We start from the raw sequence: 24684 nt of genomic DNA on the forward strand, positions 1-24684 counted from the left end.
CTGCGCGCTCACCCCTCTTCGCCTGTGTCTTGTTTCGCAGTCCTGGGCCCGACAGGGGCGGCCGGATACGGGCGGCCCGGGGGTGGTCCGGTCCGGTTCCCGGTGTTGGTGCACTCGGGCCGGGCCGGTTCGGTGGGGTGCCCCGTAGGGCCGTGTCGGTGCGGAGCCGTAGGTGGGACTGCTCGGTGGGTTTCCCTTCCGTGCGGGGGTTTCGACCGGGCGCCGTGGGGGGCTGGTCAGGCTGTGGCCGTGTCTGGGGTCGGGGGGGTGAGGTGGTGGGCCAGCCAGGTGGGTACGCCGCCGAGGAGGCGGAACAGGCGGCGGGCCTCCTCGCGCAGGCGGGACGCCTCCGGCTCCGACTCGGTCTCGGCGAGCGAGGCCAGGGCCGGCGCCGTACCGACCAGATAGCCCAACTCCTCGCGGATGCGCAGGGATTCGGCGAAGCCGTGGCGTGCCTCGGCCATCTCGCCGTCCCGCAGGGCGAGCCCCGCGAGGTGCCGCCAGGTGAAGGACAGCAGCAGCGGGTCCGCGTGCGCGGCGGCGCTCGCGTGGGCGCGGCGGTACGCGGCCCGGGCCGCCTGCGGGGAGCGGGCCAGGTTCTCGGCCAGCAGACCCCGGCGGAAGTCCAGCAGCGCCCGGCCGGGCGCCCCGGGCGGGACCAGCGCCGCCGCACGCCCCAGCGCGGCCCGCGCCTCGTCCGCCCGGTCCCGCACCCCGTGCAGCGTGGCCGCGTAGGCGAGCTGGCCGCGCTCGCAGGCCGCCGCGCCGCGCTCCTCGTCGCTCTGGGCCACCGCCTCCGCCGTACGCAGCGCGTCCTCGGCCTCGGCCCAGCCCCGCTCGGTGTACAGACAGCGCTCGACCAGCAGTGCGGCCCGCTGGAGCGCGGCCGGCGCGGTGTCCGGCCGGAGCAGGGCCGCCGCGTCGGCCCAGCAGGCCCGCGAGCGCAATCGCCATACCGCGGTCTGGAGCGGATCGTCACCGGCGGTCGTTCCGTTACCAGACATGGCGGAATGCGCCACGTTGCCCTCCCCGAGCGCGCCGTCGAGCTTTGAGTGGTGGCGGCATTCCAGCACCCTTTCCGGGGCCGGGCCAAGAGGCTGGGTGAAGGATTTCACAAAGTCGTGGGACAAGGCGCCACCCGGTGTCCACCCGGCGCACGCCCGCGTGACCTCAGCTCATGCGCAGCGCCAGGAAGAAATCGAGCTTGTCCTCCAGCCGCGAAAGGTCCCGTCCCGTCAACTGCTCGATCCGGCCCACCCGGTACCGCAGCGTGTTGACGTGCAGATGGAGCCGGGCGGCGCAGCGGGTCCAGGAGCCGTCGCAGTCCAGGAACGCCTCCAGCGTCGGGATCAGCTCGGCCCGGTGCCGGCGGTCGTAGTCGCGCAGCGGGTCGAGGAGCCGGGCGGTGAAGGCCCGCCGTACGTCGTCCGGCACGAACGGCAGCAGCAGCACGTGCGAGGCCAGCTCCTGGTGGCCCGCCGCGCACACCCGCCCGGGGCGTGCCGCGGCCACCCGGCGGGCGTGCCGGGCCTCCTCCAGCGCCCCGCGCAGTCCCTCCGCCGAGTGCACCGCCGCGCTGACGCCGAGGGTGACCCGGCCGTCGTCGTTCAGACCGGCCGTCAGCGGGTCGCGTACGGACGCGAGGAGCGCGTCGGCGAGCACCCCGGTCTCCGAGCCGTCGTGCTCGGTGGAGACGGCCGGGAGCGGGACCAGCGCGACGGCCTCGTCGCCGGTGTGCGCCACGGCGATGCGGTCGGCGGGCTCGGACCCGGTGGCGAGCGGGTCGACCAGGATCTCCTCCAGCAGCGACTGGGCGACCGGGCCGCTCGCGATGCCGCCCGCCCGGTGCCCGTCGGCGCCCTCGGCCGGGGCGTCCGCGGGCCCGCCGGGCATGTCCTCCCACTCGGCCCGGGCCACCACCACCTGCCAGTGCGGGGCCGCGCCGAGCCCGGGCAGCAGTACCGGCGCGGCCACCCGCAGCCGCGCGGCGATCTCGGCGGGCGCCGCGCCGGCCTGCACCAGCTCCAGCACCTCCTGCGCGAGCCGGCGCCGCACCGCGCGCGCCGTCTCCCGCCGGTCCGGTTCCACCGCGATCAGCTGGGTGACGCCCTGGAGGAGGTCGAGCCGTTCCTCGGGCCAGTCCCCGGCGTCGGCCTCCACGGCGAGCAGCCAGTTGGACAGCACTGTCTCCCGTACGTCCCGTAGGTCGTCCCGGGGGGCCTGCGGGGAGCGGCCGCCGGAGCGGATCGGGAAGAGGGAGTACGTCGCGTGGCCGAGGACCAGCCGGTGCGGCCCGCGGCGGCCGGTGCGGCCGGCGGCCAGGTGCTCGGCGGCCAGCCGGGCGCCCGCCCCGGCCGGCAGCTCCGCTCCGGCGGCCTTGGAGCCCGCGATGAGCCGGCCGGTGGGGGAGAGCACCCAGGCCCGCAGGTCCAGGTCGGTGCCGAGCAGGTCGAGGACCACGTCCGGGCCGCCGCCCGCCGGGCCCGCGGTCATCATCCGCCGGTGCCGGTCCACGACGGCCGCGAGGTCACCGGCGCGCTCGCCGGACACCTGACGCACGACATGCTCGGTGATCGTCGCGAACGCCACCGACTCGTGCACCGCGAACAGCGGCAGCCGGTGCCGCGCGCAGGCCAGCACCAGGTCGTCCGGGACGGCGCCCAGTTCGGCCTCGCCGGCGGCCAGGGCGGCGACCCCGGCCTGCACCAGGATCCGTACGAACCGCTCGGAGTCGGTGGCGTCCCGGTGCCAGGCCAGCCCCGTCAGCACCAGCTCACCGCCCGAGAGGTAGCGGCTGGGGTCGCGCAGGTCGGTGGTCATCACGCCCCGCACGGTCCGGTCCAGCTCGTCCTCGCCGCCGAGCAGCCGCAGGCCCAGCGCATCGGAGTCCAGCAGTGCGCGCAGCCGCATGTCGTCGCCGCCGTTCTGTGTCTTGAAACCAACGATGAATCTTGGTGGGGAGTCGGGGGAGGAAACCGGCGACCGGTGCGCGAACCGCTCTCCACGGCGGCCCGGCTGTGTCCCGTGTTTCCTCGGGGAAACGGAGTGGTCACTGATGACCTCCGTTCATACGAATCTACAAGATGTGCGTCCTGGCCAGCCGACTCCTTCATGGTTTCGGTGACTGACCCGCTCGGAGCACGGCGCTGTGTACTGACACCAGGCCGCGTGAAACAGCACATGAACGAGCCGGGCCCGCGCACACGGATGGGCTTGATCCGTACGCTCCACCGGTCCCGGCTCGTACGGGATGCCGACCGCGACCCTGGCGTGGCCGTCGAAGTCAGGGCTCGTCCTGCCCTGCGTGAAGTGGAGAACCAAGCCCGCTGCTTTGCCCGCCTGTTGGTGGATGGTGTAACCGGAGACGACTCGTGAGTAGTCGGTTCCATCTATCTGTATCGAAGCCTTGCTGCCGTCCGCCGTGATTCTGACCTGCTGAAGCTCGGCGGCCGGAGTGTCCGTGATCTACATACGCCGAGCGTAGGACGGTTCTCGGACACTCCGATTCGCCTCACGACGGCGGTGTGATCTCGTCCAGCCGCGTCACGCGCACCAGCTCCACGGTCGACGCTTCGGCCGGGTCGAGGACCTGCCAGCCCCGACCGCCTGTTGCCGCGCTGCCCGAGTGCGCGACCGTGACCTCGACCCGGTCGTACCGCGCGGGCACCGGCGCCCCGAGCGGCCTCAGCAGCCGGTACCAGGACACGGTGTCGTCGAGCCACTGCTTGCCGATGATGCCCTCAGCGGTCACCTGCCCGTGTCCGGACAGCATCGCGCCAGGCCCCTCGTAGACCAGGTCGGCGGGTGCCTCGCCGAGGAGGCCGGTTGCTGGGTCGAGCGCCGGCGTGCCGGTGGGCCGGGTGACGCGCACGGTGTCGAGCAGGAGCTTGGCCTCCAGCTCCTTCCGCACTTCCTCCGGATCGATCGCTGTCGTCACTTCACGCTCCGGTGGTCTGGGTGTTCTGGTCCACCCACGTGGTACGGACGATGCTCAGCGTTGAGGTCTCCCCGATGTCGATCACGCGCCACGTCCGGCCGATGGCTGACTCGTCTTCGGCTTCCACGACGGCGACGGTGTCCTCGCGCGAGGCGACCGGCGCCGACAGCGGCGTCAGGAGACGGTACCGAGAGGGCGTGTCGTCCACGTACGCCTGACCCGCGATGTGCAGGACGACGGACGGCCCGCCCGTTGGAAAGATGGCGCCCGGTCCTTCGTAGACGGTGACGGGCGGCCCAGGTTCGTACTGTCCCGTGTCTGGGTTGAATACCGGCTCGCCAGGCCGGTAGATGCGGATCTTGTTGGTGAGGATTCTCGACGATCGCGCTGACGGCCCCCAGAGTCAGCCCTTCAGTAGGCACGCTCATGCGTTCGAGAGTAGCCGCGAGCAACGACAGGCCGGATTCCGCGCGCTCGGCTCACCGTGGCGTCGCGACGCTCAGGGAGCGAGTGATCACGGCTTCGCTGGCGTCGAGCGCGGCTGAGAGGTCATCAGCCAGGTCGTCAGGCAGGTTTCCTGCCCCCAGTCCGCAGGACCGGAGCAGGTCACGGCACTCCTGGGCCTGGTTGTCTGGTACGAGGGAAGTGAACAGCGCGTGCGCCAGGACCTCGCGGGCCGCGTACCCGTCGCGCGTTTCCCTTGTCCGGAGGAGCAGGTTCTCGACGAGACGGCGGCCTGCGGGGTGTTGGGCGCCGACCGCGTCCAAGACCGTAAGCCCGAGGCGAACGTCGAAGACGGTGCGGCCTGGTTGGGCCTCGTGGTTGAGGTACGTGCTCACCAGTTCGTCTGCGTCGTCGCCGAGGTCTCGGCCGGTGTTACGGCGGCAAAGGGCGGTCAGGCACGCGGTGACGGCCTGTTCCCACGGATCGCCGGGTGCCGTCTCGGTGAGCAGTTCTGCGGCGCGTTCGGTGTGCCCCTCGGTGAGAGCTGCGACTACGGCGACTTGGCGGCCGTCGAGCATCCGTGTGCCTACACCGCGGTGCTGCTCGATGTGGGTCAGTGCTTCGCGCCAACGGCCTTGAGCGGTGAGGCTGCGCGTGCCGTCCGCGAGCACCACACGCCACAGCCAGGCGTGGACCTCCCGCCGGTCCTCGTCGGTGCTGGTGAGGTCCGCTGGCACGGTGATGCCTTCGAAGACGGCGGTGCGGCCCGTGCCGACGGCTTCGTACAGGTCCAGAAGGCGTTGGCGTCCGTCGTCGTTGTGGCCGGCGCGGATCTGCAAGCGCGCGAGGTTGACCAGGGGTTCCAGCCCACGGATGGCGGTCATGGCGGGCAGCGGGCCCGCCCGGAGGTACGCCTCGGCGTGCCGGTGGCACATGGGCCGGGCGAGGTCAGGCAGGTCGATGTCAGAGGCGACAAGCGCGGCCTGGTTGAAGACGGCGGAGGCAACGCCCTGATCCCCCTGGTTCGTCGCCTTGACGGCGAGTTCGGCCAGGGCCCGCACCCGGGCGGGCAGCGGCGAGCAGGCGGGCCGGAATCGGGCGACGAGCGGAAAGCGCCTTGCTATCGGGCCGTGCGGGTCCATGTGTCCCCCTGGTGCGACGGTGCCGGGATGGAGGAGGGCGAGGTGGTGCCCGTCGGCTGTGCGACGGGCACCACCTTTCACAGCCGAGCTGGAGTCACCGCCAGTCGACGACGATGCGGTTCAGCGGAGTGTCAAGAGCGAACAGGCCGGGCACCTGCTCGATGGCCGGGGCGTCGAGGGGCTGGATCTCGAACGTGGCTTCACGGTCGCGGTACTCGCGGTCCCAGGTGCGAATGGCGTCCGCGACCCGCGCGGCGAGCTCGTCGCTGCCCGGACCGTGGCCGATGACGCCGAACTCCCACAGCTTGCCGCCCTCGGGGGTCTTCTTCTCCGACACTCGGCGGGCGAGGTAGGTGACGGCGCCCTTGTCAACAGCCGCGGTTGAGGAGGGGTAGGGGTCCTCCGTGAGCAGCGTCCCCTTGGCGTCGGCGGGGAACAGCATCCGGATCAGGCCGCTGGGCAGGGAGCAGGAGACGAACAGCTCCATCCACTCGGGCGACTCCATGGCGCGAACCGTCATGCCGGTCCACTCCTCGGTGCGCGGCTGGTCCAGCGCTCCGGCCAGGGCGTCGACGTCGATCGGCTGCCCGGCAGGGGCCTGGAGCCGTACAGCGCCGTCCGCGCTGAGGGGGATGACGCGGCGGTCGTCGTCGGCGATGCCGCGCCGTAGCGGCATGAAGGTGTTCATCTTGCTGCTGACGCTGATCCAGCGGCCGTCGCGCTGCTCGTAGGCGATGGAGCGGGAGACGCTGCCCTTGAGGCGCTGGGGAACCACAAGGCGCCCACCGGGTGCGAGCTGCTGCATCCAGGCGTGCGGGACGCCATGCGCGCCGACGGTGGCGATGATCCGGTCGTACGGAGCACCGTCGGCGTGACCGACCGCTCCGTCGCGGGTCAGGGCCTCGACGTTGGTGAATCCGGTGGCAGCCAGGTGCGCGAGGGCGCCTTCCACGAGGTCATCGTCCACGTCGATGGTGGTGACGTGGCCCGTCTCGCCGACGAGGTGAGCGAGCAGTGCCGCGTTGTAGCCCGTGCCGGCGCCGAGTTCGAGGATGCGTTCGCCAGGCTGGGCGTCCAACTGATCCAGCATGAGCGCGACGACTCCGGGCTGCGAGGCGCAGGAGATCGACGTGCCGTCGGCGTCGTACTTGACGTTGACCGGCGTGTTGGCGTACGCGTCTTCGAGCGTGGCGTCGGGAACGAACAGGTGACGGGGCACGGTGCGCAGCGCGGTCTCGACTACGGCGGTGCGGGCGTAGCCGGATTCGCGGATCTTGTCGACCAGGGCGTTGCGGAGCTGCGCTGCGTCGGCCTCGGAGTTGGCGAGCGTGTCGGTATTCACCGCCCTGACGCTAGTGGTTTCGGGCGTCCCCTCGGCGGACGACGCGGTGTTGTCACTCGATCCCATGACTGCCTCTCGTGCGATGTTGAACAGGGCGCTTTGGTCGTTCGAGCGGAGACCTGCGCGGTTTGCGTGGAAGATCAGGTGGTGGGTGACGATGGCGCGCAGGCCGCGGGTGAGGCTGCCCCCGGTAGACAGGTCGGCGAGTGTCGCACCGGCCCGCTCGAAGGCGGCCACCCACTGGTCGTGACCTTCCAACGGACCGCGCGGACGGCACAGGCTGCGGGTGTCGACGGTCATCAACCGCTTCATCGCCTTGCCCAGTGCGGCGGCCCGATCGGGAGCCAGCTCCTCGGGCGCCGGTCGGAGTGCGGCGGCCTTGGCCCACACGTCGCCCTGCTCGAACCAGTCCAGGCGTGCAGCCCGCATCAGCGTGCTGATCAGAAGGACGGCGGTCTCCCGTCTGCCCAGTCGTCCGGGTTCAGGTGGGTAGGTGAGCAGGTGGCGACTGTCCTGGTGGAATAGCTCGTGGGCGGCGTTCATGCCTTCCGGTCCCCCGAACGCCGTGGTCTCCGGCTCGTAGATGCCAGGAAGCCACGACCGGACCGATCCGTCGTCGACAAGATCGCTCAGCACGGACTCGATGAGCGGGGACGGCGCAGCAGAGCGGTACCGCAGCGGCCAAGGCTGCTTGTTCATGAACCACCAGGCGGTGAGCTGTCCGTCTTTCTCGGCTTCGAGCAGGGCAGGGCCGAGGCGGTCGGCTATGGCGCGCTTGCCGGTCGCACGGTCGGCGAAGGTGACGTTGTGCTGGTGCCAGCGGTCCGGGGGCATGGCGAGTCCTTCGGTCGGTGGGTCAGGCGATGGCGAGGCAGGTGTCCCAGGCGGATCTGGGTGGAGCCACGGTGGCAGGGGCCAGGAGCGCCAGCGCCATACCAGCGGCGCCGTTCAGGAACCCGGGCCCTGCTTCCTTGTCCTGGATGATCGCCTCCGCCATGTCCTCCGGGACGGTCCCCGGCGGGCAGACCGCGACCAGGAGCGGCGGTATCACCGCGCGGAGCTGTCCGGCAGTGGAGGCGTGCGCGTCCTCCGCGGTCCGGGCCGCGATGTGGGCGAGGCCGGCGAAGCCGTGGCACAGTCCGCTGTCCGTGGTCGCCTTGAGCTGCGCGCGATCCGTGAGGGCGGACACGAGCGCGTTCTCCGCGTCGAGCTGGCGTTCGGTGTCGCCGAAGGCGAGGGCGGCAAGCTGCCGGGCACGGGCCAGACCGGCCGTTCCGTAGCACCACGACGGTCGCCGTGGCGGGGACGGATCGGGGCGGCCGGAGCGCAGCTCGTCTCGCGTAACCCAGTAAGGCCACGCTTCACCCCGGCCGGTCTTCTCTGTCCACCGGTCGAGCCAGGCCAGGATGGTGTAGGCGGCCTCACGATGGCCGTCGACAATGACACCGCGCCGGGCGGCGAGCCCCAGCAGCGCGAGCACGCCACCGATGCCGTGAGCCATTCCGTTGTTGGCGTGTCCGCCCGGAAAGCGGTCGTCCAGTCGGCCGGACGGTCCGCTCGGCGTCCACCATCCCGGCCAAGCTCCGCCATTGCAGGTGACCGGCTCGGTGAGACGTACGCAGTAACTGAGGATGGCGCGGAGGTCGGCACCAGTCGTGTCGCGGCGCAGGAAGTAGGCGCCGTAACCCACCAGCCCCCGGATGGCGTCGAACTCCGCCAGCTCTGGAAGGCGCCCCTCGTCGATGCGACGGTGCGCCGCCTCCAGACGGCGGCGGACGTCGGCGCTCATCCGCTGGTTCAGGGAGTCCCAGGCCCGCTCGTAGGCGCCGGGCAGATGGTCGGCGGCACAGGCCACGGCGTGTGCGAGGGCAGGTGCACCGTAGAAGGGGTGGCTGTCGGGGCCACTGGTGAACGGCTGCCGGGCGGCTGCGGCGAGCCAGTCCTGGGCCCGCTGCCACGGGCCCAGGCCGGCGGCGGCCCGCTCGATGTGCAGCAGGGCAATGCCGGTCGGCCCGTACGCGAGATGCTGGCGGTGCAGAGACGCGTCACCTGGTCCGGTCGGTGCGGTAGCCGGGTCGGCCAGGAGGTCGGCGACGGCGTCCACCGTCTTGAGCGCGAGGGAATGGATCATCGTGCCCTCCTGGACATCCAGGCCAGGGCGGCGGCGCGGGTGAGGTAGAGGCAGATCTCTTCCTCGGTGAAGTCGACCGCGACGTGCCGTACGAAGTGGACGTGCAGGAGCGAGGAGAGGACGTCGTCCAGTCGGATGCCCCGGGTGTCCGGGCCGGGGATGTGCGGCCGGTAAGCGGCGAGCGCCATGTCGCGGTCGGCCCATGCCTCCGCGATGGATTGCCCGCCGGGCACGTCGCGCAGGGCTGCCCAGTCGCCGGACGGGTCGGCCAGCCGTACGACCTCGGTGAACTGCGGGCGCGGTACCGTCGCGGGCGCGGCAGGCGGGATGTGTTCGATCAGCCAGCGCATCCCCTCCTCAACGCTGCCGAGGAACGCCGTGGCAATGGCGATCGTGTGGGCCGCCACCAGTGCGCGCTGGGGCGGGCGGTGCGACTGCGAGAGCTGGGCAACGATGGCACGCGAGTCCGCACGGAACACCTCCTCGGCCGCGTTCCAGGCATCTCCCGAACCCCACCGCCCCATCTCGCGGTAAGAGGTGGGCAAGCGCATGTCCGACAGCACTCCGGCACTGCGCAGTTCATCGGCCCAGGTGCCGACCGTGCGGGCCGTCGCGGCGAAAGCATCGGGATCAGGCAGGGCGATCCGCACCCGCAGATGCTGATCCGGGTCGCGGAACCGGATGAACCACCACGGTGGGCTGCCGAGCCGGTCCAGCAGGACAGGGAGGTGCTGGGCGAGCAGGACATCCTGACGGCGCAGGTCGCCGTACAGGGTGGTCAGCAGCAGGGACGAGGCTCCGGGCGTCTGGATCTGCTCCGGGGAGAAGGTGCGGGCCGGTGTGGGGGTCGGCAGCGCGGGCCACGCCGGCGGTCGCGACGCCTTGAGCGGCAGGACGACCTCATGCGCACGGCCGTCGGACCAGCCGTACGCGTCGGCGGCCGGGGCCTCCACGAAGACGGCCACGCCGACGCGGTTCAGGTGCTGGCGCAGCAGGTTGCGGTGTCCGGTCTGGTCAAGGTCGAGGTGCAGACGCCGGTCGTCCTCGGCCAGCACAACCCGCTGCGGCATCCGCCGCCGGGTCCGCCATTCCTCAAGGGCGGTGTCCCACTGGCCTTGAGGGCGGTCGTGGCCGGGCAGCTCTGCCGCGTCCAGCCGCCACCGTGCGGGGGCGAGCACCGTGCGGCCGTAGCGGAGCCGGGGCAGGAAGGGCATCGCGCTCGCTGCTCCCCAGTTGAACAGAGTGACCTGCGCGCACTGGGCGCGGGACAGTTCGGTGAGGAACCGGACGAGCGGCGGGGTGTGCGTGGTGAGGTTCAGCGCGTGCATCCCCACGGCCTCGACGCGATGACCCAGCTCTGGTGCCGCCAGATACATGCGGCGCCCGTCGCACGCCACCGCCAGGTCGCCGGGCGTCAGGACGTCGCTGCCGGTGTCGCGGTGCTCTTGGACGCTGATCACCGTGGGCAGCACCTGCGGAGCCCGCGTGACGTGGGCGCTCGTGGGCAGCAGAGGCGGGAACGACAACTGCGCGGCGATGGTGCCAGCGTCAGCGGCCGGCAGGTCGGCCAGCTCCGCTGACAGCCGCTCGCGGTCTTCGGGAGCCAGGACGTCGAGGAAGCGGCCGGTGGTGACCCCGACACCACGGGACACGCTCGCAACCTCCAGGCGGAAGCACCCGCGGTGCAGTTCCTCGACGCTGGCTGCGTGCACCCGGACACCGACCTCCAGGTGCGGCGGCACCCTCGGGCGCTCCGGGCCCAGGTCCATCGCGGAGATCAGGTCGTCGGTGAGTACCACCTCGTCGCGGCCGTCGAGGGCGGCGGCCTGAGCAAGCCGCACCAAGGTGTCGTCCCGTACGGAGAGGCGGGAGCGGTCCTCGGTGGTCTGGGTGCCCGGGTACCCGTCGGGAAAGCCGGTACCGCTGTCGGCGACGACTTCTCGGAGCGGCACCATCGTGCCGATGCCGTACCGCTCGTAGAACCGCCGCTGGTACGCCTTCCACGCCGCAGTGCCGTACGGGTGGGCGCTCACCCGGGTCAGGACACCGGCGGCACGCTCGATCTCCTGCGCGACCGCTTCCGGCAACTCGACCTGAGCGTCCAGACGCAGATCCAGCGCCAGGGGGTGCCGCTTCAAGCCTGGGACCACAGCTCGCATCCGCACGGCGGCACGGGCCCGGCCGCGGCGGGAGTCGCAACCGGCGAGGTCGAGGTGAACGGCATGCAGATCGCGGACCGTATCAGCGACCTGCGCCACGCTGTCGGCACTCACCGAGTCGAGCCGGCCCAGCAGATAGCGCAGTGCGTCAGTCTCCGTACTCGGTGCCCGCAAGTTCGTGATCAGCACCTCGTGCTGAATGAGTTCTCGTACAAGCCGTTGAACCTTTTCAGGACCTGCTGCGGGGAACTCCGCAGCAAGTTTGTCCGCGAGGGCACCCGCTGGGATCGGCGCCCGTGCTGCGTCCAGCACCGCCTGCACCGGCCTGGTCAGGGCCACGGATACTTCGACCGCATGCCGACGGTCGCCCTGGGGGTCGGACCGGTACGGCACGATGAGCCGGTCATCGCGTGTCGCAGTGGTGTTGTTGACGACCACCAGGAGCCGTTCCATCAGCTCGGGGCACGACTCCAGCCGTTCGACCACGGCAGTCAGCCACTCCGCACTCGCCCGGCCGACAACCGTGTGATCCGAACCCCAGGCAGCGCGCGGTCTGGACCCTATGGCGGCCGATGCGACGCCGGCGAACAGGCCGAACGGAGTCGCCCGGCGTTCGGCGCGCAACACGTAACGCGCGACGGAGGCGACGGCACGCCGCACGTCTCGCGCGACAGGGGCACTGGACGAGCACAGGGCGCTCACCTGCGAAGCGAGAGCAGGGCTGGCGTGCTCCAGAGCCTCGGCCACGTCCTCCTCGGACCAGACCTCGCGCAGCCAGGCGAGCCGGGCTGCCGCACCGCCCGGGGACGAGTCGTCAAGGTCGGGACACGGGGGCACGGGAAGTTCCGGCCGAGCGACGGCGCGCAGGAGAGCGGTCTTCCCGGCGCGAAACGCGGTGCTTGAAGCCATCACGATCTCTGTGGTCCAGGCGGGCGGCCGGTGCCTTCGCGCGGTGAGTCGCGAAGGCACCGGCCTGGATGACATGCGGCTCAGGTCAGGCCACGTTGGTGGTGCAGGCGCCGCAGGTCTCGCCGCAGCCGTCGTCCGTCAGGCTGATCAGACCGGCGGTGTCGGAGACCTCGACCAGGCTGACGTCCAGGTCGAAACCGTCCGACGTCGTGCCCGAGCCCTGGGGCTTCACCTGGGTGGTGTGGGTGATCTGGGGACTCATGCGAACTCCCGTGTCTTCGAGTGGAATTGCGGATGGTAGTTCTGCCGAGCACCTACGCGCGGAGCGTATGAAGACCACGACGCCGCAGAGGTGATTCCCGGCCACCGACCCGAGGTGCCTTGCCCTTCACGTGGAGCGTGCAGGGCTGCCTGTCCCAGGTCGGAGTCTTGCGCCGCCTCGGCGGTCGGGCCTGTACCCACCGATTCACCGAGGCGGCCGTTTAGAGGCGAGCTGTCGCGATCTCCCGTTCGAGGTCGACAACCGATACGCCGCGTAGCTCGCGCACGAGCTGCGAGGCGAGGAACCAGGGCCTGAGCAGGTGGTCCTTGTACGGCAGCGGAGTGTCCTTCGCCTCGTCGCTCACCACCACCGGCACCGGCCGCAGGTTGGCCCCGGTGGTGTAGAGGGTGCCGACCACCCCGTACAGGCGCGGTACGCGTACCCGTAGCGCGACGGCTCCGGCCCTCGACAGGTGGGGGCACTGCTCGACCGCGATCGCGGCGCAGCCGAGGCAGAGGGGCGGCTGCCAGGTAAGGACTAGCTCGGGCCAGTCCGGCGCCGGTGAATCCGTCAGCCTTGTCGCGAGGAACAGGTATCCGCTGGCGGTACGGCTGGCCGGCTGGACGACGCAGACCTGGCACCGTAGTTCCTGCATCGTCTCGCGCTGCCGAGACGGATGCACCATGCTCCATCGCGGCGACCCGACCGGCCAGCCATCCTCGCGGGACGGGGAGCACCGAGCCCAGAGGCCCCCTTGGTCATCTCTGTCTCCAGGGCCCTCGTCCAGATAGCACAATCCTCCGCCGCCGGGGCGGAAGCCGAGCATGGCCGTGCTCTCCGGTTCCTCGCCGCGGCGAGCGGTGATGTACGGGACGACAGCGGACCAAGGCGGGGAAGAAGTCACGCCGCTGCCCCCACCACGTTCGAGAAGGGGCGGTGCGGCGCGACGATCTTGCCGTCCGGGAGCAACTCGCCGGTGTCCTCGAAGATCAAGACTCCGTTGCAAAGCAGCACACCATCCCTGCTCGGGATGATGCGCTGCGGCGCGAGCGGCCTCGCGGTCAGAGGCTTCTGCTGGCGGACACGGAGGCTGGTGCTGGCACATGTCATTCCTCATCGACAGCCCCTCCCCACCGGTTCGTCTCGGGGGACCAGAACGAGCTGGTGGAGAGGGAGATCGTTACCGCCGTTGGCGGCTGTTCGTGGTGCGTGAGGCGGCGGCTCCGGGCAGCCGAAGCCGGTGGAGTACCCGAAGAAGCGGAGACGTTCGGGGGCGCCGACCGGTTGGTCTGGGGCCCGTTCCCCCCATTCGACAAGCCAGCTTTCGCCGTACGCCCTGGACAGGCTGACGCGGAGCAGGGGGAACCCCGGCCGGCCGAGCAGCGCAGTGCGTACGGCAAGCGCAACCGTCACCGGCCCCGCGTCGATCCGTCCGCCGCGTCGGCACCCGCCGACTGGGACAGCGAGGAGAGGCGCCCGGAAGATGCGCACGGCAACGCTGTCGAGCAGGAGGTTCGGGTCGTGCAGGCGGGCGGCCACGAATTGGAAGTCGTAGGCTTCGCGAGCGGGCAGTACCTGGATCGCCAGCGGCGAGCGGGCGCAGTCGTCCTGCTCGGGAGCAGCCACTCGACGGCTCACGGCATGTCCTCCAGCAGCTCATCGAGCAGATCCGATACGGCTATGGCAAGGCGCCGAAGGTGAGCGAGAGCCGGAAGGGCTTCGGGCGGAAACCGCTCGGATAAGAGACCGCGGGACGCAGCAACCGTGGCGGGACGCACGCCGGTGTTCGGATGCCCGGCCGCGCCAAGAGCGCGGCGGTACACAGCGTGAAGACGCGGAGTCAGGCTGGCAACTTCCGAGGCCGTCAAAGCGGCGCCCTCACCGAGGATGCGTTCGAGGTCATCGAAGACGGCGTCTACAACGGGGATCTCCGGCGGCTCCAGCAGGAACCGCGCTCTCAGGGCGGCAAGAACCCGCGCCTTCGTCTGATCGTCGTTCTGCGCTTCTCCCCCGTAGTGCTGAGGAACGGCGCCCGTATCGCGCTCAAGCACGCTGCTCCTCATTCGCTTCTCCGCTTCTTCTCGGGGGGCCTTGAGGGTGCACCAGGTCCTCGTGCCGTCCGGACTGACGCCCCATGACGAGGCGATGGCGTCCACGAGGAAGAGGCCACGGCCGCTGAGCGAGTCGGGGCCGGCGTCGCGAAGCTGGGGACGTGCAGGCGAGCCGTCGTCCACTTCGAGCAGCAGCAGCCCGGTGCCGATCACCAGCCGGAAGGTGATCTGGTCACCGCTGCCGTGCCGGAAGCCGTTTGTGACGAGTTCGCTGATCAGTAGCTGAGCGTCATCGACCAGGGCCGACAGGCCCCAGACGTTGAGCTTGGCCCTGCCGATCCGGCGAAGCCGCCCGACCCAAACCGCTGTCGTGCTCGGCACGTCTCCGCCAGCCGTCAGGTACTCACGATCGAGGATCAGCGAGAGGTCGTCGAGGACGGTGGGTATGGCGTTCACAGCGCACCCGGTGCGCAGCTCCTCAAGGATCTCCGGGTCCAGTGCAGCGACAGCCATGCCCCACTCCTTCGCAGCTCAGAAGGGCAAGGCACAGGGAATCCGTACAGTCGGTTGATCAGATTCCTTGCTTCGCTGCCCGCGTTCGTGCTGGCTCAACTACCGTGGACCGGAGGCGGGTTCATCTGCAACCGAATCTGCGCTGAAAATTCAGCGAAGACGATATTGGACTATGCATGAATCTGCACAAGGGGCTGTCAGCCCAGAACACGAGGTGCAACACTCTGCACACGGCACCTCAAGGTCGGCACACGGACACAGGGAGCGTGCACAGGTGGCAGCGAAGCGGGGGGCGACAGGTCGGCGCCTCGAACTGGGCCTTCAACTGCGGGGCATCCGAGAGAACATCCTCGTCAACGGCAAACCGATGACCCGCAAGGTGGCGGTGCAGGGTTCCAGGCTCTCGGAGGCCGCGCTCCAGCGCATCGAGACCGGGGGCCTCAACTTCCGCAACGTCGGCGACCTGAGGAAGCTGCTGGCCAAGTACGGAGTCGAAGAAGAGGAGACCGTCGAGTCCTTCGTCGAGATGAACCGCGACGCGACCAGTCAGGATTGGGTGACGCGCTACCGGGGACAGGTGCTGCCCGCCATGCAGGGGTTCGTGGGGATCGAGGCAGAGGCTCAGGAGATCCGGATCTACCACCCGCAGGTGGTGCACGGGCTGCTACAGACCAAGGCGTACGCAGAGGCGATCTTCGAGATCGAGAAGCCCATCGAAGAGACGAAGACGGAGTTCAACCAGGCCAACGTCGCGCTGCGGATGGAACGCAAGCAGCGGGTCCTGGAGCGCGAGCCCGATCCGGTCAAGCTGTGGGTCATCCTCGGCGAGGCAGGACTGCGCTACCTCATCGGGGGCCCGGACGTCATGCGCGAGCAGTACGAAGAAATCACGCGGCTGTGCTCGCTCGAACATGTCAAAATCCAGGTGCTGCCCATCGACGCTCAGGGGTATAGGGCCAGCAGCGACTTGGCCATCCTCGACCTGGGTGACGGACTGCCGCCGATGGTGCAGGTGGACAACGCCTGGGGTGCGGTCTCCACATCGGACAAGCCCAGGGAGGTGGCACGGTTCACCCGTAGGTTCAACGAGATGATCGCCACGGCGCTTCCGCCCAGGGAGACGCCCGATTTCATGCAACGACTAGCACGAGAGTTGTAGAGCCATCAACACTCACATTCCAGCCCTTGAGCTGGCACCGGAAGATGCCTGGTACAAGTCGTCGTACAGCGGCGGCTCCGGAAATAGCTGTGTCGAGATCGCCGATGTGATCGCCGCCCGCGGGGTGGTCGGTGTTCGCGACTCCAAGGACCCGAGCGGCCCGGCCTTGCAGTTCAGCCCGGCCGGGTGGTCATCGTTCGTGGGGCTGGTGCGTTCGGGCGAGGCCGACTTCGGCACCGTCTGACGTCGGACGAACTGCCCTGGCAAGCAGGCCGATGGCCCTCCTCTGGCGATTAGAGGAGGGCCATCGGTATTCGCCCTGCGGGACAGCGAGGATGCCATGCTCGCACCAAAACAGGCCGCTCGTCTCCGGCGAGGTTGTTGCTCTGGTCGATGGTGACCACGCCGTCAACCGTCATGCGCAGTGGTTCGGCGAGCAGCTTGGCTCGGCGCTCGGCGAGGACTTCGGCAGCGACAGAGCGGGCGCGGCCGAGGCGTGCGTATCGGGTGACGAGGTCCTGTTCGTCCGTGGCAGTGCCGAGCTGCGCCCGCAGCCAGGCGAGAAGGATCGGGTCCATCAGTGCTCCTGGATGGCCGTCGCCCGCCCCCACCCGGACGGGGCGGGGACGGGCTGACGTATCTCGTGCGTTTCGGGTGGGGAATTACGCCGTCGTCGACATGGGCGACCGGGCCGCTCGCGATGCCGCCCGCCCGGTGCCCGTCGGCGCCCTCGGCCGGGGCGTCCGCGGGCCCGCCGGGCATGTCCTCCCACTCGGCCCGGGCCACCACCACCTGCCAGTGCGGGGCCGCGCCGAGCCCGGGCAGCAGTACCGGCGCGGCCACCCGCAGCCGCGCGGCGATCTCGGCGGGCGCCGCGCCGGCCTGCACCAGCTCCAGCACCTCCTGCGCGAGCCGGCGCCGCACCGCGCGCGCCGTCTCCCGCCGGTCCCGTTCCACCGCGATCAGCTGGGTGACGCCCTGGAGGAGGTCGAGCCGTTCCTCGGGCCAGTCCCCGGCGTCGGCCTCCACGGCGAGCAGCCAGTTGGACAGCACTGTCTCCCGTACGTCCCGTAGGTCGTCCCGGGGGGCCTGCGGGGAGCGGCCGCCGGAGCGGATCGGGAAGAGGGAGTACGTCGCGTGGCCGAGGACCAGCCGGTGCGGCCCGCGGCGGCCGGTGCGGCCGGCGGCCAGGTGCTCGGCGGCCAGCCGGGCGCCCGCCCCGGCCGGCAGCTCCGCTCCGGCGGCCTTGGAGCCCGCGATGAGCCGGCCGGTGGGGGAGAGCACCCAGGCCCGCAGGTCCAGGTCGGTGCCGAGCAGGTCGAGGACCACGTCCGGGCCGCCGCCCGCCGGGCCCGCGGTCATCATCCGCCGGTGCCGGTCCACGACGGCCGCGAGGTCACCGGCGCGCTCGCCGGACACCTGACGCACGACATGCTCGGTGATCGTCGCGAACGCCACCGACTCGTGCACCGCGAACAGCGGCAGCCGGTGCCGCGCGCAGGCCAGCACCAGGTCGTCCGGGACGGCGCCCAGTTCGGCCTCGCCGGCGGCCAGGGCGGCGACCCCGGCCTGCACCAGGATCCGTACGAACCGCTCGGAGTCGCTGGCCTCCCGGAGCCAGGCCAGCCCCGTCAGCACCAGCTCACCGCCCGAGAGGTAGCGGCTGGGGTCGCGCAGGTCGGTGGTCATCACGCCCCGCACGGTCCGGTCCAGCTCGTCCTCGCCGCCGAGCAGCCGCAGGCCCAGCGCATCGGAGTCCAGCAGTGCGCGCAGCCGCATGTCGTCGCCGCCGTTCTGTGTCTTGAAACCAACGATGAATCTTGGTGGGGAGTCGGGGGAGGAAACCGGCGACCGGTGCGCGAACCGCTCTCCACGGCGGCCCGGCTGTGTCCCGTGTTTCCTCGGGGAAACGGAGTGGTCACTGATGACCTCCGTTCATACGAATCTACAAGATGTGCGTCCTGGCCAGCCGACTCCTTCATGGTTTCGGTGACTGACCCGCTCGGAGCACGGCGCTGTGTACTGACACCAGGCCGCGTGAAACAGCACATGAACGAGCCGGGCCCGCGCACACGGATGGGCTTGATCCGTACGCTCCACACGACGAAGAAGAGAGCCGTTCATGGACTTCCTTCGCCCCGCCCACTGGGAGGAGGCGCTCGCCGCGAAGGCGGAGCACCCCACCGCCGTGCCGATCGCGGGTGGCACGGACGTGATGGTCGAGATCAACTTCGACCACCGGCGGCCCGAGTACCTCCTCGACCTCAACCGGATCGCCGACCTCTACGAGTGGGAGGTCGGCGCGGACACCGTGCGGCTGGGCGCCTCCGTCCCGTACGCAAGGATCATGGAGCGGTTGCGCGCCGAACTGCCCGGTCTCGCGCTCGCCTCGCACACCGTCGCCTCCCCGCAGATCCGCAACCGCGGCGGCGTCGGCGGCAACCTGGGCACCGCCTCCCCGGCCGGCGACGCCCACCCCGCGCTGCTCGCGGCGGGCGCCGAGGTCGAGGCGGAGTCCGTGCGCGGCACCCGGCTGATCCCGATCGACGCCTTCTACACCGGTGTGAAGCGCAACGCGCTTGCCCCGGACGAGCTGATCCGCGCCGTGCACATCAAGAAGGCCGACGGTCCCCAGCAGTACTCCAAGGTCGGCACCCGCAACGCCATGGTGATCGCGGTGTGCGCCTTCGGGCTCGCCCTGCACCCCGAGTCCCGCACGGTCCGCACCGGCATCGGCTCGGCCGCCCCGACGCCCGTCCGGGCCAAGGCCGCCGAGGAGTTCCTGAACGCGGCGCTGGAGGAGGACGGCTGCTGGGACAACGGCACGATCATCACCCCTTCCGTCGCCCGGCGGTTCGCGGACCTGTGCGCCGCCGCCTGCAATCCGATCGACGACGTCCGGGGCACCGCGAGCTACCGCAGGCACGCGGTCGGTGTCATGGCCCGCCGGACGCTCACCTGGACGTGGGAGTCGTACCGCGGCAGCCGCCGTACCACCGAGGGAGCTGCGTGATGCGCGTCAACTTCACCGTCAACGGACGGCCCCAGCAGGCCGACGACGTCTGGGAGGGCGAGTCCCTGCTGTACGTGCTCAGGGAACGCCTCGGCCTGCCCGGCTCCAAGAACGCCTGTGAGCAGGGCGAGTGCGGCTCGTGCACGGTCCGCCTGGACGGTGTGCCGGTGTGCGCGTGCCTGGTCGCCGCCGGGCAGGTCGAGGGCCGTACGGTGGTCACCGTCGAGGGCCTGGCGGACCACGCCCGGCAGCGGTCGTGCGCGGCGCCCGCCGGCGGCACAGCGCCCGACGAGGCCCGGAGGTGGCAGCCCGGGGGCACCGGCTCACGCACCGCCGAGGGCGGCGGACTCTCCCCGGTCCAGCAGGCGTTCATCGACGCGGGCGCCGTCCAGTGCGGCTTCTGCACCCCCGGTCTGCTGGTCGCCGCCGACGAGATGCTGGAGCGCAACCCCCGTCCGACCGACGCGGACATCCGGGAGGCGCTGTCGGGCAATCTGTGCCGCTGCACCGGCTACGAGAAGATCATGGACGCGGTCCGGCTCGCCGCCGCCCGGCAGTCCGAGGGGGTCTGACCATGCCCAACGGCGCACCCAGCAAGATCACGCAGGGCACTTCGACCAAGGGCGGCGTCGGCGAGTCCACGCTCCGTCCCGACGGCATCCTCAAGGTCACCGGAGAGTTCGCCTACTCGTCCGACATGTGGCACGAGGACATGCTCTGGGGCCAGATCCTGCGCTCCCCGCTCGCACACGCCGAGATCGTGTCGATCGACACGAGTGAGGCCCTGGCCACCCCGGGCGTGTACGCCGTGCTGACGTACGACGACCTGCCGGCCGACGTGAGGCACTACGGCCTGGAGATCCGGGACACCCCGGTCCTGGCCCACGGCAAGGTGCGCCACCACGGCGAGCCGGTCGCGATCGTCGCCGCCGACCACCCGGAGACCGCGCGCCGCGCCGCCGCCAGGATCAAGGCCGACTACCGGGAGTTGCCCGTCATCACCGACGAGGCGTCCGCGACCGCCCCGGACGCGCTCCTCGTCCATGAGAACCGCACCGACCCGCACGCCGCACACGTGCCGCACCCGAACATCGTCCACCGGCAGCCGATCGTCCGCGGCGACGCGGCCGAGGCCGCCGGGAAGGCCGACGTGATCGTCTCGGGGGACTACTGCTTCGGCATGCAGGACCAGGCGTTCCTCGGCCCCGAGTCGGGCCTCGCCGTGCCCGAGGAGGACGGCGGCGTCCACCTCTACGTGGCCACCCAGTGGCTCCACTCCGATCTGCGCCAGATCGCGCCCGTGCTCGGTCTGCCCGAGGACCGGGTCCGGATGACGCTGTCCGGCGTCGGCGGCGCGTTCGGTGGCCGTGAGGACCTGTCGATGCAGATCCACGCCTGCCTGCTGGCGCTCCGCACCGGCAAACCAGTCAAGATCGTCTACAACCGTTTCGAGTCCTTCTTCGGGCATGTCCACCGCCACCCGGCCCGGCTGCACTACGAGCACGGCGCCACGAAGGACGGCAGGCTCACCCATGTGAAGTGCCGGATCGTGCTCGACGGCGGCGCCTACGCCTCCGCCTCCCCGGCCGTCGTCGGCAACGCCGCCTCCCTCGGCATCGGACCGTACGCCGTCGACGACGTCGAGATCGAGGCCGTCGCGCTGTACACCAACAACCCGCCCTGCGGCGCGATGCGCGGCTTCGGCGCGGTCCAGGCGTGCTTCGCGTACGAGGCGCAGATGGACAAGGTCGCGGCCCGGCTGGGCATGGACCCGGTGGAGTTCCGCCGGCTGAACGCGATGGAACAGGGCACCGTCATGCCGACCGGGCAGCGGGTCGACTCGCCCGCGCCGGTCGCCGAACTGCTGCGCCGTGTCAAGGCGATGCCGATGCCGCCGGAGCGCCAGTGGGAGAGCAGTGAGGGCGTCGACGTACGGCAGCTGCCCGGCGGTCTGTCCAACACGACCCACGGAGAAGGCGTCGTACGCGGCGTCGGCTACGCGGTCGGCATCAAGAACGTCGGCTTCTCCGAGGGCTTCGACGACTACTCGACCGCCAAGGTCCGGATGGAGGTCGCCGGCGGCCGGCCGGTGGCCACCGTGCACACGGCGATGGCTGAGGTCGGCCAGGGCGGCGTCACCGTCCACGCGCAGATCGCCCGCACCGAGCTGGGCGTCACCCAGGTGACCATCCACCCCGCCGACACCCAGGTGGGCAGCGCCGGTTCGACCTCGGCCTCCCGGCAGACGTACGTCACCGGCGGCGCCGTCAAGAACGCCTGCGAGCTGGTGCGCGAGCGGGTCCTGGAACGGGGGCGCGGCAAGTTCGGCGCGTACCACCCCGCCTGGGCGACGGCCGAACTGCTGCTGGAGGGCGGCAAGGTCGTCACCGACGGCGGCGAGGTGCTCGCCGACCTGGTGGACGTCCTGGAGGACGAGGCCGTGGAGGTGGAGGCGGAATGGCGGCACCGGCCCACCGAGCCCTTCGACCTGCGCACCGGCCAGGGCAACGGCCATGTGCAGTACTCCTTCGCCGCGCACCGCGCCGTCGTCGAGGTCGACACCGAGCTGGGCCTGGTCAAGGTCGTCGAGCTGGCCTGCGCCCAGGACGTCGGCAAGGCGCTCAACCCGCTGTCGGTCCTCGGCCAGATCCAGGGCGGTACCACGCAGGGCCTGGGCATCGCGGTGATGGAGGAGATCATCGTGGACCCGGCGACGGCGAAGGTCAGGAACCCGTCGTTCACGGACTACCTGATCCCCACCATCCTCGACACGCCGACCATCCCCGTCGACGTGCTCGAACTCGCCGACGAGCACGCCCCGTACGGGCTGCGCGGGGTCGGCGAGGCACCCACTCTGTCCTCCACCCCGGCCGTCCTCGCGGCGATCCGGGACGCGACCGGGCTGGAGCTGAACAGGACACCGGTCCGACCGGAGTACTTGACCGGCACATGACCCTGCCGGGGGGTGGGCAGGAGTTCCCCGGCGGTTCCTGGGGGGGCGCCCGCCGGTCGCGCCCGCGCGGCGGAGCCCCATGTCGATACCGTCCCGCGCCCCCTTCGAGGGCGTGGTCGAGCCGTATGTCGGTAGCGCCCCGTGCCCCTTCGGGGGTGCCTTCCTGAGGAGACCGAGGCATGTTGGAGATCGCCGGGGAGCTGGGCCGGTGGGTCGAGCGGGGGCGTGATGTCGCCGTGGCCACCGTGGTCGCGGTCGGTGGCAGTGCGCCGCGGCTGCCCGGCGCCGCCCTCGCGGTGGACGCCGACGGCACCGCGATCGGCTCGGTCTCCGGCGGCTGTGTGGAGGGCGCCGTCTACGAGTTGTGCCGGCAGGCACTCCAGGACGGCGAGACCGTTCTCGAACGCTTCGGGTACAGCGACGCGGACGCCTTCGCCGTCGGCCTGACCTGCGGCGGCGTCATCGACGTCCTGGTCACACCGGTGCGGGCGGCCGATCTGGTCCGACCGGTGGCCGGCGCCGCGCTGGCCGCTGCCGCGCGCGGGGAGGCGGCGGCGCTCGCACGGATCGTCGCGGGCCCGTCCGGGCCGTCCGGGCGGGCGCTGCTCGTACGCGCCGACGGCAGCTTCGAAGGGGGCTTCGGCGGCCCCCCGGAACTGGACCGCACCATCGCCGCCGAGGCCCGCGCCTTCCTGGACACGGGCCGCACCGGCACCCTGGAGATCGGCGAGCGGGGCTCCCGCTGCGGGGCGCCGCTCACCGTCCTGGTCGAGTCGTCCGTGCCGCCGCCCCGGATGATCGTCTTCGGCGCGATCGACTTCGCGTCGGCGCTGGTGCGGATCGGCAAGTTCCTCGGCTACCACGTGACGGTGTGCGACGCCCGCCCCGTCTTCGCGACACGGACCCGGTTCCCCGAGGCCGACGAGATCGTCGTGGAATGGCCGCACCGGTATCTGGAGCGGACCGACGTCGACGGCCGGACCGTGCTGTGCGCCCTCACCCACGACGCCAGGTTCGACGTACCGCTGCTCCGTGCGGCGCTGCGCCTGCCGGTCGCGTACGTCGGCGCGATGGGCTCCCGCCGCACCCACCTGGACCGTACCGAGCGGCTGCGCGAGGCCGGCGTCACCGAACTCGAACTGGCCCGGCTGCGTTCCCCGGTCGGCCTCGACCTCGGTGCCCGCACGCCCGAGGAGACGGCCCTGTCGATCGCGTCGGAGATCGTGGCGAGCCGTCGCGGCGGCACCGGCGCCGCTCTCACCGGCGCCCACACCCCGATCCACCGCGACCCCCTCGCACCCCCGCCGCCTCGCATCGACTCGATGGCCTGACCGGGCCCGGCGACAGAACGCCACGACGTACGCGCCGCCGCCATGTGCCCGTCCGGCACCGCCGGTGGGGACGGGGTTCCTCAGCCCTTCCTGAGCAGCGAGTCGACCGCTCGTCCGAAGACGGCTCGGGAGGCCCGGACCAGCAGCGGGTCGAAGAGCGACGGGAGTCCGCGGATGCGCAGTTCCTCCCGCCACAGCACCCGGGTGCGGCCGCCGGGGCCCGGACGGACCTCCAGTTCGGCCCAGCCGAGAACCACCTGGCCCCGCTTCGTCAGGCGGACGAGTCCGGGCTCGCCGTCGGCCGGCGGGCGCCACACCGTGACCTCCATCGGGTCGTCGAAGGCGAACGGCCCGATGCCCGTGCGGGCCACGACGCGCGTGCCCACCCCGGTCGGCGGATCGGTGACCACGGTGACGCGGGTCAGCGGCACCGCGTCGCCGTGCCGGGGCCACCTCGTGAGCCGGCGCCACGCCTCGTCGAGGGGAAGCGGTGGCGTGCGCTGGAGGAGGAAGTCGACCACGGGACGATCCTAGGAACCACCCGGCGGGCACAGCGCGTCCAGCGGTCCGTTCAGCCCTGCGTCACCGGCAGGGGGTGTGCGGAGCGGACATATACACAAGGTGAATAGCTCTCGGTGGGCCGTCGTATCACCATGGGAGGCAGGGAGAGTCATCTCCGGCGGAGAGGACCGACCATGCGGTTCCAGGACCGAAGCCAGGCCGGACGCGAACTCGCCGGGCGGCTGTCCGCCCTGCGCGAGCGGGGCGGCCTGCCCGACCCCGTCGTGCTGGCCCTGCCCCGCGGCGGCGTCACGGTGGCCGCGGAGATCGCGCGGGCCCTCGGCGCCCCGCTCGACGTGCTGCTCGTCCGCAAGATCGGCGCCCCGCACCACGAGGAGTTCGGCATCGGCGCGATCGCGGGCGACGATCCTCCCCTCTACGACGAGCACACCCTGGAGCTGCTCGGCCTGAGCGAGGAACGCCTCGCCCCCGCGGTGGCCCGGGAACGGACCGAACTGCACCGTCGTGAGCGGCGCTACCGCGAGGGCCGCCCGCCGCCCGGGCTGGCCGGCCGCACGGTGATCGTCGTCGACGACGGGCTGGCCACCGGCGCCACGGCCCGCGCCGCGCTGCGCCATGTCCGCCGGCAGGCGCCCGCGCGTCTCGTCCTCGCCGTCCCCGTCGGCGCGCCCGAGTCGCTCGACGCCCTGCGCACCGAGGCGGACGACATCGTGTGCCTGTACGCGCCGTACTCCTTCAGCTCCGTCGGCCAGTGGTACGACGAGTTCGGACAGCTCACCGACGACGACGTGATCGACGCGCTGCACGCGAACTGAC

At 71.3% G+C, this 24684-nt stretch carries 20 protein-coding genes and 2 pseudogenes; 7 read left to right on the forward strand and 15 right to left on the reverse strand.

All coding sequences use genetic code 11. From position 1 onward, the window contains the following. Positions 1 to 236: 236 nt before the first annotated feature. The 13 genes and pseudogenes from ABT245_RS03225 to ABT245_RS03285 form a co-directional block, all read right to left on the reverse strand. The gene (locus ABT245_RS03225; RefSeq protein ID WP_351728047.1) at positions 237 to 1004 is read right to left on the reverse strand and encodes a hypothetical protein; all 768 of its coding nucleotides are present in this window, start codon (positions 1002 to 1004) and stop codon (positions 237 to 239) included. A gap of 166 nt (positions 1005 to 1170) precedes the next feature. Continuing rightward, positions 1171 to 2910: a PucR family transcriptional regulator gene (locus ABT245_RS03230; RefSeq protein ID WP_351728049.1), complete on the reverse strand. Its 1740-nt coding sequence runs from the start codon at positions 2908 to 2910 to the stop codon at positions 1171 to 1173. A gap of 601 nt (positions 2911 to 3511) precedes the next feature. Beyond that, positions 3512 to 3937, reverse strand: a complete 426-nt coding sequence (locus ABT245_RS03235; RefSeq protein ID WP_351728050.1) for a DUF6093 family protein — start codon at positions 3935 to 3937, stop codon at positions 3512 to 3514. A 1-nt stretch (position 3938) separates the two neighbouring features. Beyond that, positions 3939 to 4310 carry a DUF6093 family protein gene (locus ABT245_RS03240; protein ID WP_351728226.1) on the reverse strand — a complete coding sequence of 124 codons (372 nt, stop codon included), beginning with the start codon at positions 4308 to 4310 and terminating at the stop codon, positions 3939 to 3941. Positions 4311 to 4416: 106 nt separating this feature from the next. Next, on the reverse strand, positions 4417 to 5523 hold the full coding sequence (locus ABT245_RS03245) for a hypothetical protein (RefSeq protein ID WP_351728052.1): 1107 nt from the start codon (positions 5521 to 5523) through the stop codon (positions 4417 to 4419). Between the two features lie 94 nt (positions 5524 to 5617). Next, positions 5618 to 7699: a methyltransferase, FxLD system gene (fxlM, locus tag ABT245_RS03250; RefSeq protein ID WP_351728053.1), complete on the reverse strand. Its 2082-nt coding sequence runs from the start codon at positions 7697 to 7699 to the stop codon at positions 5618 to 5620. 22 nt (positions 7700 to 7721) lie between these two features. Further along, entirely contained in the window at positions 7722 to 8996 is a 1275-nt protein-coding gene (locus ABT245_RS03255; RefSeq protein WP_351728054.1) for a lanthionine synthetase C family protein, read from the reverse strand. Beyond that, positions 8993 to 12064 (reverse strand): lantibiotic dehydratase, encoded by a 3072-nt coding sequence (locus ABT245_RS03260; RefSeq protein WP_351728056.1) that lies wholly within the window; start codon positions 12062 to 12064, stop codon positions 8993 to 8995. Before ABT245_RS03260 ends, ABT245_RS03255 begins: the two co-directional genes overlap by 4 nt. 85 nt (positions 12065 to 12149) lie before the next feature. Beyond that, positions 12150 to 12326, reverse strand: a complete 177-nt coding sequence (locus ABT245_RS03265; protein WP_351728058.1) for an FxLD family lanthipeptide — start codon at positions 12324 to 12326, stop codon at positions 12150 to 12152. A gap of 220 nt (positions 12327 to 12546) precedes the next feature. Next, positions 12547 to 13011 (reverse strand): hypothetical protein, encoded by a 465-nt coding sequence (locus ABT245_RS03270; RefSeq protein WP_351728060.1) that lies wholly within the window; start codon positions 13009 to 13011, stop codon positions 12547 to 12549. Positions 13012 to 13226: 215 nt separating this feature from the next. Continuing rightward, positions 13227 to 13431, reverse strand: a pseudogene (locus ABT245_RS03275) (DUF5999 family protein). Positions 13432 to 13439: 8 nt separating this feature from the next. After that, on the reverse strand, positions 13440 to 13964 hold the full coding sequence (locus ABT245_RS03280; protein WP_351728061.1) for a DUF6302 family protein: 525 nt from the start codon (positions 13962 to 13964) through the stop codon (positions 13440 to 13442). Further along, positions 13961 to 14890: a DUF6415 family natural product biosynthesis protein gene (locus ABT245_RS03285; protein ID WP_351728063.1), complete on the reverse strand. Its 930-nt coding sequence runs from the start codon at positions 14888 to 14890 to the stop codon at positions 13961 to 13963. Before ABT245_RS03285 ends, ABT245_RS03280 begins: the two co-directional genes overlap by 4 nt. A 274-nt stretch (positions 14891 to 15164) precedes the next feature. Between ABT245_RS03285 and ABT245_RS03290 the strand changes: the two genes are divergently transcribed. Together ABT245_RS03290 and ABT245_RS03295 are read left to right on the forward strand one after the other, a co-directional pair. After that, positions 15165 to 16049, forward strand: coding sequence for a helix-turn-helix domain-containing protein (locus ABT245_RS03290; RefSeq protein WP_351728065.1), 885 nt, complete (start codon positions 15165 to 15167; stop codon positions 16047 to 16049). Positions 16050 to 16080: 31 nt separating this feature from the next. Then, positions 16081 to 16293 (forward strand): DUF397 domain-containing protein, encoded by a 213-nt coding sequence (locus ABT245_RS03295; protein ID WP_242587675.1) that lies wholly within the window; start codon positions 16081 to 16083, stop codon positions 16291 to 16293. Positions 16294 to 16796: 503 nt separating this feature from the next. Here the strand turns inward: ABT245_RS03295 and ABT245_RS03300 are convergent. Beyond that, positions 16797 to 17828: pseudogene (locus ABT245_RS03300) on the reverse strand (PucR family transcriptional regulator ligand-binding domain-containing protein); the annotation flags it as partial. Positions 17829 to 18171: 343 nt separating this feature from the next. Here ABT245_RS03300 and ABT245_RS03305 point away from each other — a divergent pair. The 4 genes from ABT245_RS03305 to ABT245_RS03320 all read left to right on the forward strand — a co-directional run bounded on the left by ABT245_RS03305 (position 18172) and on the right by ABT245_RS03320 (position 23346). Beyond that, positions 18172 to 19062 (forward strand): FAD binding domain-containing protein, encoded by an 891-nt coding sequence (locus tag ABT245_RS03305; RefSeq protein ID WP_351728066.1) that lies wholly within the window; start codon positions 18172 to 18174, stop codon positions 19060 to 19062. After that, on the forward strand, positions 19062 to 19634 hold the full coding sequence (locus ABT245_RS03310) for a (2Fe-2S)-binding protein (protein WP_351728068.1): 573 nt from the start codon (positions 19062 to 19064) through the stop codon (positions 19632 to 19634). The genes ABT245_RS03305 and ABT245_RS03310 overlap by 1 nt, the downstream gene beginning before the upstream one ends. Positions 19635 to 19636: 2 nt before the next feature. Continuing rightward, positions 19637 to 22015, forward strand: a complete 2379-nt coding sequence (locus ABT245_RS03315) for a xanthine dehydrogenase family protein molybdopterin-binding subunit (RefSeq protein ID WP_351728070.1) — start codon at positions 19637 to 19639, stop codon at positions 22013 to 22015. 179 nt (positions 22016 to 22194) lie between these two features. Further along, a complete protein-coding gene (locus ABT245_RS03320) occupies positions 22195 to 23346 on the forward strand; it encodes an XdhC family protein (RefSeq protein ID WP_351728071.1) in 1152 nt (383 codons plus the stop codon). Positions 23347 to 23426: 80 nt separating this feature from the next. Here the strand turns inward: ABT245_RS03320 and ABT245_RS03325 are convergent, their stop codons facing one another. Next, complete coding sequence (locus ABT245_RS03325; protein WP_351728073.1) at positions 23427 to 23867, reverse strand: SRPBCC family protein; 441 nt, start codon at positions 23865 to 23867, stop codon at positions 23427 to 23429. A gap of 174 nt (positions 23868 to 24041) precedes the next feature. On the opposite strand from ABT245_RS03325, the gene ABT245_RS03330 reads away from it, so the two are divergent. After that, the gene (locus tag ABT245_RS03330; protein WP_351728074.1) at positions 24042 to 24683 is read left to right on the forward strand and encodes a phosphoribosyltransferase; all 642 of its coding nucleotides are present in this window, start codon (positions 24042 to 24044) and stop codon (positions 24681 to 24683) included. The last annotated feature ends 1 nt before the right edge of the window (position 24684 follow it).

Origin of the sequence: Streptomyces sp. NPDC001508, assembly GCF_040298665.1 — a bacterium.
Lineage (GTDB): Bacteria > Actinomycetota > Actinomycetes > Streptomycetales > Streptomycetaceae > Streptomyces.